12 protein-coding genes are annotated in these 12,353 nt (G+C 63.2%); 4 read left to right on the top strand and 8 right to left on the bottom strand.

Features of this window, described 5'->3' with window-relative positions:
- Nucleotides 1-88 precede the first annotated feature (88 nt).
- On the top strand, nucleotides 89-697 hold the full coding sequence (locus RPF88_RS14610; protein ID WP_013532765.1) for a YqgE/AlgH family protein: 609 nt from the start codon (nucleotides 89-91) through the stop codon (nucleotides 695-697).
- 5 nt (nucleotides 698-702) lie between these two features.
- Here the strand turns inward: RPF88_RS14610 and RPF88_RS14605 are convergent, their stop codons facing one another.
- From RPF88_RS14605 to RPF88_RS14585, 5 genes are read right to left on the bottom strand one after another with little or no spacing between them, the layout of a single operon-like run.
- Nucleotides 703-3,591 carry an EAL domain-containing protein gene (locus RPF88_RS14605; RefSeq protein ID WP_063167686.1) on the bottom strand — a complete coding sequence of 963 codons (2,889 nt, stop codon included), beginning with the start codon at nucleotides 3,589-3,591 and terminating at the stop codon, nucleotides 703-705.
- Between the two features lie 3 nt (nucleotides 3,592-3,594).
- Nucleotides 3,595-4,191: a GNAT family N-acetyltransferase gene (locus RPF88_RS14600; RefSeq protein ID WP_013532763.1), complete on the bottom strand. Its 597-nt coding sequence runs from the start codon at nucleotides 4,189-4,191 to the stop codon at nucleotides 3,595-3,597.
- A gap of 15 nt (nucleotides 4,192-4,206) precedes the next feature.
- Nucleotides 4,207-5,499, bottom strand: a complete 1,293-nt coding sequence (locus tag RPF88_RS14595) for a M16 family metallopeptidase (protein WP_013532762.1) — start codon at nucleotides 5,497-5,499, stop codon at nucleotides 4,207-4,209.
- Nucleotides 5,500-5,513: 14 nt separating this feature from the next.
- Nucleotides 5,514-6,911 carry a threonine synthase gene (gene thrC, locus RPF88_RS14590; RefSeq protein WP_013532761.1) on the bottom strand — a complete coding sequence of 466 codons (1,398 nt, stop codon included), beginning with the start codon at nucleotides 6,909-6,911 and terminating at the stop codon, nucleotides 5,514-5,516.
- Between the two features lies 1 nt (nucleotide 6,912).
- The gene (locus tag RPF88_RS14585; protein ID WP_263499029.1) at nucleotides 6,913-7,041 is read right to left on the bottom strand and encodes a hypothetical protein; all 129 of its coding nucleotides are present in this window, start codon (nucleotides 7,039-7,041) and stop codon (nucleotides 6,913-6,915) included.
- Here RPF88_RS14585 and RPF88_RS14580 point away from each other — a divergent pair.
- The gene (locus tag RPF88_RS14580) at nucleotides 7,040-7,771 is read left to right on the top strand and encodes a hypothetical protein (protein WP_013532760.1); all 732 of its coding nucleotides are present in this window, start codon (nucleotides 7,040-7,042) and stop codon (nucleotides 7,769-7,771) included. The two genes, RPF88_RS14585 and RPF88_RS14580, sit on opposite strands and share 2 nt — an antisense overlap.
- A gap of 42 nt (nucleotides 7,772-7,813) precedes the next feature.
- Here the strand turns inward: RPF88_RS14580 and RPF88_RS14575 are convergent, their stop codons facing one another.
- Nucleotides 7,814-8,500, bottom strand: a complete 687-nt coding sequence (locus RPF88_RS14575; protein WP_013532759.1) for an HAD family hydrolase — start codon at nucleotides 8,498-8,500, stop codon at nucleotides 7,814-7,816.
- Between the two features lie 175 nt (nucleotides 8,501-8,675).
- Here RPF88_RS14575 and RPF88_RS14570 point away from each other — a divergent pair, with 175 nt between their 5' ends.
- On the top strand, nucleotides 8,676-9,809 hold the full coding sequence (locus tag RPF88_RS14570; RefSeq protein ID WP_013532758.1) for a site-specific DNA-methyltransferase: 1,134 nt from the start codon (nucleotides 8,676-8,678) through the stop codon (nucleotides 9,807-9,809).
- Nucleotides 9,810-9,875: 66 nt separating this feature from the next.
- Here the strand turns inward: RPF88_RS14570 and RPF88_RS14565 are convergent, their stop codons facing one another.
- Nucleotides 9,876-10,487 (bottom strand): HAD family hydrolase, encoded by a 612-nt coding sequence (locus tag RPF88_RS14565; protein WP_013532757.1) that lies wholly within the window; start codon nucleotides 10,485-10,487, stop codon nucleotides 9,876-9,878.
- The gene (mutY, locus tag RPF88_RS14560) at nucleotides 10,480-11,685 is read right to left on the bottom strand and encodes an A/G-specific adenine glycosylase (RefSeq protein ID WP_013532756.1); all 1,206 of its coding nucleotides are present in this window, start codon (nucleotides 11,683-11,685) and stop codon (nucleotides 10,480-10,482) included. Before mutY ends, RPF88_RS14565 begins: the two co-directional genes overlap by 8 nt.
- Before the next feature lie 53 nt (nucleotides 11,686-11,738).
- Between mutY and RPF88_RS14555 the strand changes: the two genes are divergently transcribed.
- The gene (locus RPF88_RS14555; protein ID WP_013532755.1) at nucleotides 11,739-12,239 is read left to right on the top strand and encodes a DUF721 domain-containing protein; all 501 of its coding nucleotides are present in this window, start codon (nucleotides 11,739-11,741) and stop codon (nucleotides 12,237-12,239) included.
- Nucleotides 12,240-12,353: the final 114 nt, after the last annotated feature.

Below are 12,353 nucleotides of genomic sequence, written 5' to 3'. Positions count from 1 at the left end.
AAGAATGTTCGAGCCGCCGCCACAGGCTTTGGTCGAATCCAGCACGGCGCATCTTTTCGGCGCTTTGGAAACGCGTTACGCTCCCTTCATGGACTTGTTGCGCCACAAGAAGACGGTCGCCAGTCGCGGCTTTCTCGACGATCAGTTCCTGATTGCCATGCCCGGCATGAAGGACGACCGTTTCACGCGCTCGGTCATCTATGTCTGCGCCCATTCCGATGAAGGCGCCATGGGCCTGATCATCAACCAGACGCAGCAGATGCTGTTTCCGGACTTGCTCGTGCAACTGGGCATCATGAACGAGCAGGAGGCAATCCGCTTGCCGGCTCAGGCCCGCGATTTCGTCGTGCGCAATGGCGGCCCCGTGGATCGCAGCCGGGGCTTCGTCCTGCATTCGGGCGACTATCGGGTGGAATCATCGCTGACCGTTTCCGACGACATCTGCCTGACGGCGACCGTCGACATATTGCGCGCCATATCGTCCGGCCGCGGGCCTCGTCATGCGCTGATGGCGCTCGGCTATTCCGGCTGGGGCGCGGGCCAATTGGAGACCGAGATCGCAGAAAATGGCTGGCTGACCTGTCCGGCCAGTGCCGAGCTTCTGTTCGACACCGATATCGAGCGCAAATACGACCGGATCCTCGCCTCGATCGGTATCGACCTTGCGCATCTCAGCCTCGCTGCCGGACACGCCTGATCCGTTTACGCTTGCGTCAGCGGATACTGCTCTTTCAGCGTCTTCAGCACCTGGTCGCCCGGCATCGGCGCGCCGAACATGAAGCTCTGGACATATTCGCAGCCCATCTGGCGCAGTTCCAGCGCGTCGCTCTCGTCCGAAATGCCCTCGGCGACGACGGACAGGCCGAGTTCATGCGCCATGTTGACCATCGATTTCAGCAGCACCGCGCGCTTGGGCGTGTTGTCGTCGACGAAGCTCTTGTCGATCTTGATGGTGTCGAAGGGGAAACGCGTCAGATAGGCCAATGAGGAATAGCCGGTGCCGAAATCGTCCAGCGACAGGCCGATGCCGAGCTGCTTCAGCTTGGTCAGCACATGGGCGGTCTGCTCGGGATTGTCCATGACAAGCGATTCGGTGAGTTCGAGCCGGAAGCAGCGCGGCTTCAGGTTGGCCCGAGCGATGACCGAGCGGACGTCGCTGACCAGGTCGCGGCGGATCAACTGGCGGCTGGACAAATTCACCGAGACCGACAGCGGCGCGTCGCCGATCTGCTTTTGCCAGCTGGCGAGGTCTTCCGCCGCCTGCTGCATGGCAAACAGGCCGAGCTGCACGATCAGGCCGCAGCTTTCGGCGACCGGGATGAAATCCGCCGGCGGGATCATGCCGCGGCGCGGGTGGTCCCAGCGCAGCAGCGCCTCGAAGCCGGCGACGCTGCCGTCCTCGAGCCGGACGATCGGCTGGTAGGCAAGGGTGAATTCGCGCCGCTCGATGGCGCGGCGCAGGTCGGATTCGAACTGCAGCCTGTCGGTGCCGACAGTGCGGAAAGCCGGACGGAACGGCTCGATTCTGTCGCCGCCGAAGCGCTTGGCCTGATGCATGGCAAGCTCGGCATCCTTGACCATGTCCTCGGCCGACATCTGTGGCGAATTCCAGGTGATCAATCCGATCGAGGCGGTCAGCACGATCTCGCGCTTGGCAAAGGTGATCGGATTGTTGATGGCATGCTTGATGGCATCCGCCACGGCGGCGATGCGGGCCGGGTCCTGTTCGGACAACAGCATCAGCGCGAACTGGTCGCCGGCAAAGCGCGACAGCGAGTCCTTCGGCTTGAGCAGCCGGTGCAGGCGGCGCGCGATGGTCAAGAGGATGGTGTCGCCGGCCGAGATGCCGAGCCCGTCGTTGACCTGCTTGAAACGGTCGATGTCGATGACGAAGACGGTCGGGCGCACCTTCTCTTCGGTGCGCGCGATCGAGATGATCGCTTCCAGCCGGTTCATCAAAAGTTCGCGGTTCGGCAGGCCGGTCAGGTTGTCGTGCACGGCATCGTGCAGCAGCCTTTCCTCGGACTTTTTCTGCTCCGTCACGTCGACCATGGTGCCAACGCAGCGGATGACTTCGCCGTCGGATCCGATGACCGGGCGCGCACGCAGCGAGAACCAGTGATAGTGGCCGTCAGCGCCGCGCAGGCGGAAGTTCTGCGACACCCGGCCGCGCCGGTGCTCGAGCACGACGTCGAGCGTCGTGCGGAACGTGTCGCGGTCGTCGGCATGCAGCACCGGCAGCCAGTTACGCGCCGCACCGCCGAGGCTGTTCGGCGCCAGCCCGAGTTGGATGCTGACATCGGGCTTGGTGACGACGCGGTCGCGCAGCACGTCCCAGTCCCACACCGTGTCGCCCGATCCGGCCACGGCAAGCGCCTGCCGCTCCAGGTCGGAGAACAGGCCCTGATGCAGCGCGCCGCCGGCAAAGGCATGCTGCATGACGGTGAAGCCGATCAGCAGGATGATCAGGATCAGCCCGCCGCCCAGGGCCGGCTGGGCGATGTCGTTGTCGAGCATGCCGGTGATCGCCATCCACGACCCGCACAGCCACAACAGCACCATGACCCAACTGGGCACCAGCATGATCGCACGATCATAACCACGAATCCCGAGGAAGATGATCAGGCCAAGCCCCGTCAGTGCGGTGGCGGCGAAGGACAGCCTGGCGATGCCGGCGGCGACCGCGGGATCGACGATCGCAACGCCGGCGATCAGCACCAGCCCGAGGATCCAGACCAGTGCGCCATAACTGAAATGGCCGTGCCATCGGTTGAGGTTGAGATAGGCGAACAGGAACACCACGAAGGTTCCCGCCAGCGCCACCTCCGTTCCCGCCCGCCACATCTGCTCATTGCCGGGCGAAATCTCGATGACCTTGTTGAGGAAGCCGAAATCGACGCAGATATAGGCCAGTACCGCCCAGGCAAGCGCGGCGGTCGCGGGGAACATCGAGGTCCCCTTGACCACGAAAAGGATGGTCAGGAACAGCGCCAGCAGGCCCGCAATGCCGATGACGATGCCGCGAAACAGCGTGTAGGAATTGACCGAGTCCTTGTAGGATTCGGGATCCCAGAGGTAGACCTGCGGCAGCTTCGGCGAGGCCAGTTCGGCGATGAAGGTGATCACCGTGCCGGGGTTCAGCGTCACCCGGAAAACGTCGGCGTCGGGACTGGTCTGGCGGTCGAGCGCGAAGCCTTCGCTGGGCGTGATGGCAGCGATGCGGGTCGAGCCCAGATCCGGCCAGAAGATGCCGGAATTCACCAGGCGGAAATGCGGTGCGACGATCAGCCGGTCGAGCTGCTGGTCGGTGGTGTTGGCGAGCGCGAAGACAGCCCAGTCGCCGGTCGAACGGGCATCATTGGCCTCGACCTCGATGCGCCGCACGATGCCGTCCGGACCCGGCGCGGTCGACACCTGGAAATTCTCGCCCTGGTTGCGGTAGATCTCGACGGCGCCGGAAAGGTCGAGCGCGACGTCGTCGCGGGCGATCTTGATCGGCTCGACGGCGAAGGCCGACGATGCCGCCCACAGCGTCAGGAGTATCGCGAGGACAATGGCGAACAGCGGCCCGTTGCGCAGGAATTTCGTCAAAAATCAGTCCTTCGTTCCAACGCCCGGCGGATCGTCCGCGATCCGGGCGTAGAGGTAGTGGTCCTGCCAGATGCCGTTGATCCTGAGATAGGATCGCAGCAGTCCTTCGCGCCGAAATCCGGCTTTTTCAAGCACGCGGATCGACCTGATATTGTCGGGAATACAGGCCGCTTCGATCCGGTGCAACCTCAGCGTATCGAAGGCGAAGCGGGTCACCACCTTGACCGCGTCGGTCATCAGGCCGCGGCCGCCGAAGCGCTCGCCGATCCAGTAGCCGACATGGCCGCTTTGCGAGACGCCATGGCGTATGTTGCCGAGCGTGATGCCGCCGGCAAGCTTGCCGCTGCTCCTCTCGAAGATAAAGAAGGCGATAGCGGTTCCCTGAGCATAATCCTCGCGGTAGCGGCTGATGCGCAGCCGCCATGCGTTGCGGTCGAGTTCATCGGGAGTCCAGCGTGGCTCCCATGGTTCGAGGAAAGCGCGGCTTTCCCCGCGCACCGCCGCCCACTCGCGATAGTCGTTGGTGAACGGCACGCGCAGCGTGACACGGTCGCCTTTCAGTGCCGGCAGGTCACGGCGAAAGAAAGGGAGCGCGAACATGGCGCTTTGAGGGGCTTAGACGGCGAGCTTGCGGGCCGCGGTCTGCGTGCCCGCGAGCGATTCGAGAATCGCCTCGTAGGGCGCCAGTGTGCCCACAGGCCCGACAGCGGTAAGCGTCGGCTTGGTCGAGAACAAACGCGACGATAGATCGGTCAGCCGCTCGATCGTCAGCGCCGACAGCCGTTCCATCAGTTCCTCCTTGGCGATCGGCCGGCCGAACAGAAGCAGTTGCCGTGCGATCTGCGAAGCGCGGCTGGCCGGGCTTTCGGCTGACATGATCAGTCCGGCGCGATATTGGGCGCGCGCCCGGTCGAGTTCTTCCTGCAGGATCTTCTCACCGGCCTTCTGCAGTTCGTCGATGATGACAGGCACCAGTTCGGCGATGTCGCTCTGGCCGGTCGCTGCATGGACGCCGAAGACGCCGGTGTCGGAAAAGCCCCAATGGAAGGCATAGACCGAGTAACACAGGCCGCGCTTCTCGCGGACCTCCTGGAACAGGCGCGACGACATGCCGCCGCCGAGGATCATCGACAGCACCTGCGAGGCGTAGAAGTCGCGCACATGATAGGCCCGGCCTTCGAACCCCAGCACGATCTGCGCGTCCATCAGGTCGCGGTCCTCGCGAAAATCGCCGCCGACATATTGCGCATATTGCGGGATGGTGCTGTCGGCCTTGCTGCGGAAGCCGCCGAGCTGCTTTTCGACCTCGCGCACGAAATTGTCATGCTTGATGTCGCCGGCGGCGACAATCACCATGCGCTCGGCGCCATATTGCCGCTCTATGAAGTCGTGAAGTTGTTTCGAGGTGAAGGACTTGACCGTTTCGGGCGTGCCGAGAATGGAGCGCCCAATCGTCTGATGGCGATAGGCGGTTTCCGTGAAACGGTCGAAGACGATGTCGTCGGGCGTGTCGTGCGCGGCGCCGATCTCCTGCAGGATCACATGCTGTTCGCGTTCGAGTTCCTGCGGGTCGAATTCGGACTCCTGCAGGATGTCGGCAAGAATGTCGACGGCTAGCGGCACGTCGTCGGAGAGCACCCTGGCATAGTAGGAGGTGGTCTCGACGCTGGTGGCGGCGTTGATTTCGCCGCCGACGTCCTCGATCTCCGAGGCGATTTCGAAGGCGCTCCGCCTTTTCGTGCCCTTGAACGCCATGTGCTCGAGCAGATGGGCCATGCCATGCTCGTCGTCACGTTCATTGCGGGCACCCGACTTCACCCAGGCACCAAGGGCAACCGATTCGATGCTTTGAAGGGTTTCGGTGGCGACTGTCAGGCCGTTCGACAGACGGCTTACCTCAACACCCATATGGCTACTACTCCCTAACGCGCCGCCCGCGCGCGGCGGCCGACGTAATCTTCCACCATTTTCAGGTCGGATGGAAGTACCGTGTATTTTTCCTCCGATGTCATCAACCCACCTAGCCATGCGGGCAGTGCGGGCGACACGCCGCTGGCGGCTTCGACGGCGGCCGGGAATTTTGCCGGGTGTGCTGTACCCAGCACCACCATCGGCACGGCGCCTGACGCCTTGCCTGCGGCGACATGCACGGCTGCCGCAGTGTGCGGATCGAGCAGATAGTTGCTGGTCGCGAGCGTCGAGCGGATGGTGGCGGCGACCTCGTCCATATCAGCGCGGCCGGCGTCGAATTCGGACCGCATCCCGGCGATTTGGTGGGGTTCGATGGTGAAAGCACCGGACTGCTTCAGGCCGTCCATGTAGCGCCGCACGGTCGCGGCGTCACGGCCGGAGGCCTCGAACAGCAAGCGTTCGAAATTCGACGACACCTGGATATCCATCGACGGCGACGTGGTCGCAAAGACGCCCTTGGTGCGGTATTCGCCGGTCGAAAAAGTGCGCGCCAGGATGTCGTTGTCATTGGTGGCAATGACCAGCCGATCGATCGGCAAGCCCATCTTCTTGGCGGCATAGCCGGCAAAGATATCGCCGAAATTGCCGGTCGGCACGGTGAAGGAAACCGGCCTGTCCGGCGCGCCGAGCGACAGCGCCGAGGAGAAATAATAGACGATCTGGGCCATGATGCGGGCCCAATTGATCGAATTGACGCCCGAAAGCGCCACCCGGTCGCGAAAGCCGTGATCGTTGAACATGTCCTTGAGCAGGCCCTGGCAATCGTCGAAATTGCCTTCGATCGCCAGCGCATGGACATTTGCAGCCGTCGACGTCGTCATTTGCCGCTGCTGCACCGGCGAGACGCGGCCATGCGGGAAAAGGATGAAGATGTCGGTCCGGCTGCGACCGGCAAAGGCATCGATGGCAGCCCCGCCGGTATCGCCCGAGGTGGCGCCGACGATGGTGGCGTGCTGGTCGCGTTCGGCAAGCACATGGTCCATCAGCCGGGCCAGAAGCTGCATCGCCACGTCCTTGAAGGCGAGCGTCGGCCCGTGGAAGAGTTCCAGGACGAAGGTGTTGGGGCCGGTCTGCACCAGCGGGCAGACAGCCTCGTGGCGGAAGGTGGCATAGGCTTCGCGGACCAGCCGCTCGAAGACGGGCGCCGGGATTTCGCCGCCAAGGAACGGCGACAGCACGCGGATGGCAAGGTCGGGATAGGCAAGGTCGCGCATGGCGCGGATCTCGGCGGCGGAAAACTGTGGCCACTCGCGCGGCACGTAGAGCCCGCCGTCGCGCGCCAGCCCAGCCAGCACGGCGTCGGAAAATCCAAGAACGGGGGCTTCCCCGCGGGTACTCACATAGTGCATGTCACAATTCCGTTACTGCCTGGCTTTTTCCGTCCACCGCAAGGTGGTTAATTCTGCACTGGCTCAGTCGCATTTTTGCCGCGCGGTTGATATACGTCACCAGCTTTGCGAGAGGGAAGTGCAGTTTCATGGCGTTTCGTACATTCAGTGGTCGCTTTTTGGCGGGTCTTGCGCTCACCGGCTTTATGCTTGCCGCCGCCGGCTGCCAATCGGGCGACAATGGCATCCTGAACCTCGGCATCGGCAAGAAGGAGGACCCGACGGCGCCACCGCCGCCGCAGGATCCCAAGATCCTGGCCAGCCAGTTGCAGGCCTATTGTCCCAGGGTGACCGTGCGCGACGGCACGGCCTTCTTCAACACCTATTCCAGGGAAGCTCAGAAGCCCAAGCCCAGGATCAAGAAGACCGGCGATGCCGCGCAGGATGCCGCGGCCCAGGCCGAGGCTGACGCCGCTGCTGCAACGCCGCCCGACGATTCGGCCAATATCATCTACCAGGCGTCGGTCAGCGACGTGACACGCGACTGCAGCCGTGCCAACGGCCAGTTGGCGATGAAGATTGCGGTCGCCGGCAAGATTGTCCCCGGACCGAAGTTTTCTCCAGGCACGATCACCATGCCGATCCGAACGGCGGTGATGCACGGCACCCAGGTCCTCTATTCGCAGCTCCACCAGTATCAGGTCCAGGTCACCGATCCTTCCGTTGCCACGCAGTTCGTCTTCACCGATTCCAATGTCGTCGTGCCCGAGCCGACGGCCCAGGATTATCAGGCCTTTGCCGGCTATGACGAAACCGCGCATCAGGCAACGGCCAACAAGTCGAAGAAGACCCGCCGCAAGAGGGCTGCCGCGACGAACTAGGTCTCGGCAGTTGCATGAGGCGTGCGTCGCGGCGCACGCTTCTCAGGCGTCCGACCACTCCGACAGCGCGGCGATCACGCTTTTCAACTCTGCCCAGCGGCGGATCACCGTTTCGGCGCCGGCCTCGGTGAGCGCGTCGGCATGGCCGGGATAACTGTGTCCCGCGCCGGTGAAGCCGATCACCCGCATGCCCGCCGCCCTTGCGCCGTGGACGCCGTGCACGGAATCCTCGATGACGAAAGTGTTCGCCGGGTTGGCGTTGAGTTTCTCCGCCGCGAACAGGAACACGTCCGGCGCCGGTTTCGTTTTCGCGGTCGGTGTTTCCATCGCCGAAAAAATCCGGTCGGTGAAAAACGGCAGAAGATGCACCTTTTCCAGCATGAATTCGATCCTCTCGGAGCGTGAATTCGAGCAGACGCAGCGCGGCACGGTTACCGCGGCAACGGCCTCGCGCGCGCCATCGATGGCGCGGACGTCACTGCGCAGTTTGCGGTCGACCAATTGTTCCTCCCTGTCGATCAGAGAGGCTTGGAAGGGAATGCGGGACTTTTCCTCGACCCGCAGCATGATGTCCTTGAAGGTCAGGCCGGCATAGCTCTCCGAAATCTCCTCAGCCGATATCTCGTATCCGGCCAAGGTCAAAAGCTCGGCGTCGACGCGGGCGGCGATGATCTCGGAATCGACGAGCACGCCGTCGCAATCGAAGATGACAAGGTCTGGCTGGGGCATGGTGATCCGGACAATGGGAGGGCGAAGTGGCCTCGGAAGGCTCAGGCGGCGCGGCATACACCAACAGGGCCGCCTTCGCAAATTCGCCACACCAGTCCCTTGCCTTCACGGAATATTTACGCTGATCGGTAACCATAACCAGGAGTAAACAGTAACGCGTGCCTTGGGTGTCAGAATGTCTGCCGTGCGTCTTCTCGACGAGCTTTCCCACGCTCCCCAGCAATCCGAATGGCTGGACACGATCCTCAAGGGCGACTGCGTCGCCGCGCTAGACCGGCTGCCCGAAAAATCGATCGACGTCATCTTCGCCGATCCGCCCTACAATCTGCAGCTCGACGGCGACCTGCACCGCCCTGATCAGTCGAAGGTCGACGCCGTTGACGACGATTGGGACCAGTTCGAGAGTTTCGAGGCCTATGATGCTTTCACGCGTGCCTGGCTGCTGGCGGCGCGCCGGGTGCTGAAGCCCAACGGCACCATCTGGGTCATCGGCTCCTATCACAACATCTTCCGTGTCGGCGCCAAGATGCAGGATCTCGGCTTCTGGATCCTCAACGACGTCGTCTGGCGCAAGACCAACCCAATGCCGAATTTCCGCGGCCGCCGCTTCCAGAACGCGCATGAGACGATGATCTGGGCCACGCGCGACCAGAAGGGCAAGGGTTACACCTTCAACTACGAAGCCATGAAGGCGTCCAACGACGATATCCAGATGCGCTCCGACTGGCTGTTTCCGATCTGCACCGGCGGCGAGCGGCTGAAGAACGACAATGGCGACAAGCTGCACCCGACGCAGAAGCCGGAAGCGCTGCTTGCCCGCATCATGATGGCCTCGACCAAACCGGGCGACATCGTGCTCGATCCGTTCTTCGGCTCCGGCACCACCGGCGCGGTGGCCAAGCGCCTCGGCCGCCATTTCGTCGGCATCGAGCGCGAGCAGGCCTACATCGACGCCGCCAACGAGCGCATCGACGCGGTGCGGCCGCTGGATGGTGCCGATCTCACCGTTCTCACGGGCAAGCGCGCCGAGCCGCGCGTTGCCTTCGTCAGCCTGATCGACACCGGCCTGATGATGCCGGGTGCGACGCTCTACGATGCCAAGAAGCGCTGGGCGGCCAAGGTGCGGGCCGACGGCACGGTGGCGATCGGCGACAGCGCCGGTTCGATCCACAAGGTCGGCGCCGAAGTGCAGGGGCTGGATGCCTGCAACGGCTGGACCTTCTGGCATTATGAGCGCAGCGGTGGCCTGACCCCGATCGACGAGCTTCGCCGCATCGCGCGGCTCGGCATGGAGCGGGCAGGGGCCTGAGCCCCTGCCAATTGCTTCGAATGCCTTTGATTCAAAGGCTCAACGGATCGCGCGAAGCGATTCAAATCAGGCCTTGATTCCGAGACGTTCAAGGTCTGCTTGAAGCGTCCTTGCGTCGGTGAACAGCACCGATTGCCAGCCTGCCGCCTTGGCGCCGTCGACATTCTTCTGGCTGTCATCGATGAACAGCGTCGCGGCCGGTTCGAGGCCGAATGCGGCGACGTGGTGATCGTAGATGGCTCGGTCGGGCTTGATCTGGCGAATATCGGCCGACACCGTCACGCCGCGCGGACGATTGAGGAAATCGAAGCGCTCGCGGGCCTCGGCCAGCGTGTCGCTGGCGAAATTGGTCAGCATGGTCACGTCGTGGCCGCTCTCGATCAGACCGACCATGATGGCGACGCTGTCCTCATAGGCATGCGGCACCATCTCGTGCCAGTGGCGGCGGAAACCGCGGATGTTTTCCGCGTGATCGGGATGGTCCGCGATCAGCAGCGCCTCGGCCTCTTCCCAGGTCCGGCCGCGATCCTGCTCGATGTTCCAATCATGCGTGCAGACATTGTCGAAAAACCACTTTCTCTCTTCGGCATCCGGAATGAGGCGGCTGAACGGAATGTTGGGATCGTAGTGGATCAGCACGCGGCCGATATCGAAAACGATGTGGCGTATTTCAGTCATGGGGCCTCTTTGCACTGTGTGGCGACGGCTTTTTCGTCGCGCCGGGTATCGCAGCCTCGATTGCCTTTTTCATGACAGTCGGCAGCGCCTCGCCGGAAATCTCGTGAGCGAGCGACCAGAAATGCCCGTCTGGCGCATCACCTTTGATGTGAGCGTGAAAGACTTCGAGTTCGAGAGCGAAATGCGTGAAGACATGCGCAATGCGGCCCGCATGCCGCCAGTCGGCGGGAAACGGCGCGGCCGCTTGCGTGGTTGCCCCATCGATCCGCGCGGTCCAGCCTGTCGTCGGCACCTCGGTCATGCCGCCGAGCAAGCCCTTCTCGGCCCGTTTGCGCAGAAGGATGGCGCCGTCGGCCCGTACGGCGACAAAGGCCGCGCCGTGCCGCTGCGGCTTGTCGGCCTTGGGCAGGCGCACCGGGAAGTGCTCGGGATCGCCTGAAACGACCGCGTCGCAGTCTTCGCGCAGCGGGCACAGCATGCAGCGTGGCCGGCGTGGCGTACAGATGGTGGCGCCGAGATCCATCATCGCCTGGGCGAAGTCGCCAGGCCTTATCCCGGGCACCATGCGCTCGACATGGGCGCGGATCTCGGGCTTGGCTTCGCTGAGCGGGGTTGTGATCGAAAACAGCCGGGAGATGACACGTTCGACATTGCCGTCGACAACCGCGGCGGGGCGGTCGAAGGCAATCGCCGTGATGGCCGCCGACGTATAGGCGCCGATGCCGGGCAATTCTCTCAAACCAGTCTCCGTGTCGGGAAACCGGCCGCCACGCGCAGCCACAAGATCGGCACAGGCCTTGAGATTGCGGGCGCGGGAGTAGTAGCCGAGCCCGGCCCAGGCCTTCATCACGTCCTCCGCTGGCGTCGCGGCCAGCGCCTCGACATCGGGCCATTTCTCGACGAAAATCCGGAAATAGGCCTTCACTGCTTCGACGGTGGTCTGCTGCAGCATGACCTCGGAGAGCCAGATGCGGTAGGGATCAGGCCGCACGCCGCGTGCATGCTCACGGGGCGTGATGCGCCACGGCAATTCACGGTGATGCACATCATACCAGCCGAGCAGGCGGGATGCGATATCGTCGCTGACACCGGATGCAGCTGTGCTGCTATCTCCAGATGCAGCTATGCTGCTATCTGCGGATGTGGCTTTGCCACTATCCCAGGATGCGGTCTTGCGGGTCTGGTCTGCTGGTGCCATTGATCTTGTATTGGCCTGGCCGGTATCTGCTGGGTCGTCGCTGGAGGACGTACATGGCAGGGAGAACGCCCTACGGCAATCCCGTCCCGGTCAGCGATCTCGCGACCAGGATCCTCGATCCGGTGCTGCGCAAGCGGGCCGGCATTTCGATCGGCCTCGTCCAGTCATGGGACGAGATCGCCGGCCCACGGCTGGCCAGCCACTCGCGCCCCGAAAAAATCCAGTGGCCGCGCCGTATGCATGAGGACGATCCGTTCGAGCCGGCCGTGCTGGTCATTGCCTGCGAAGGCATGGCGGCACTTCATCTGCAGCACGAGACGGGCGAGATCATCAACCGGGTCAACGCCTTCCTCGGCTTCACCGCCATCAACCGCATCAGGATCCTGCAGAAGCCGGTGACAGCCGACAAAGGAAAGCGCAGACCGGCCCTGAGACCGCTGACCGCGGCTGAGAAGACGAAATTGTCGGGGACTGTCGGCCTGGTCGATAATGAAGGACTGCGCGCCTCGCTGGAGAAACTTGGCGCGACCATTATTGGGGAGAGAAAATCATAGGCGTCTTGAAGAAAGTCATGGATTCGTCGTCTATATCTCGCATTCGTGATCGCCCTTGTCAGGTTTCGCGATTGGATTGGGGATCGAGATGCCTTAATTCGCGCCAACTCTCGC

The sequence above is a fragment of the Mesorhizobium sp. ISC11 genome, from assembly GCF_037162595.1.
Taxonomy (GTDB): Bacteria; Pseudomonadota; Alphaproteobacteria; order Rhizobiales; family Rhizobiaceae; genus Mesorhizobium; species Mesorhizobium ciceri.
The sequence above is the reverse complement of the archived record's forward strand: the minus strand, read 5'-3'. Positions and strand labels throughout refer to the sequence as shown.

Bases quoted from the DNA above. Each gene is read 5' to 3' on its own strand.
- RPF88_RS14610 (WP_013532765.1), top strand. From the start codon at position 89: ATGGACTTGTTGCGCCACAAGAAGACGGTCGCCAGTCGCGGCTTTCTC.
- RPF88_RS14600 (WP_013532763.1), bottom strand. From the start codon at position 4,191: ATGTTCGCGCTCCCTTTCTTTCGCCGTGACCTGCCGGCACTGAAAGGC.
- RPF88_RS14595 (WP_013532762.1), bottom strand. From the start codon at position 5,499: ATGGGTGTTGAGGTAAGCCGTCTGTCGAACGGCCTGACAGTCGCCACC.
- thrC (WP_013532761.1), bottom strand. From the start codon at position 6,911: ATGCACTATGTGAGTACCCGCGGGGAAGCCCCCGTTCTTGGATTTTCC.
- RPF88_RS14580 (WP_013532760.1), top strand. From the start codon at position 7,040: ATGGCGTTTCGTACATTCAGTGGTCGCTTTTTGGCGGGTCTTGCGCTC.
- RPF88_RS14585 (WP_263499029.1), bottom strand. From the start codon at position 7,041: ATGAAACTGCACTTCCCTCTCGCAAAGCTGGTGACGTATATCAACCGC.
- RPF88_RS14575 (WP_013532759.1), bottom strand. From the start codon at position 8,500: ATGCCCCAGCCAGACCTTGTCATCTTCGATTGCGACGGCGTGCTCGTC.
- RPF88_RS14570 (WP_013532758.1), top strand. From the start codon at position 8,676: ATGTCTGCCGTGCGTCTTCTCGACGAGCTTTCCCACGCTCCCCAGCAA.
- RPF88_RS14565 (WP_013532757.1), bottom strand. From the start codon at position 10,487: ATGACTGAAATACGCCACATCGTTTTCGATATCGGCCGCGTGCTGATC.
- mutY (WP_013532756.1), bottom strand. From the start codon at position 11,685: ATGGCACCAGCAGACCAGACCCGCAAGACCGCATCCTGGGATAGTGGC.
- RPF88_RS14555 (WP_013532755.1), top strand. From the start codon at position 11,739: ATGGCAGGGAGAACGCCCTACGGCAATCCCGTCCCGGTCAGCGATCTC.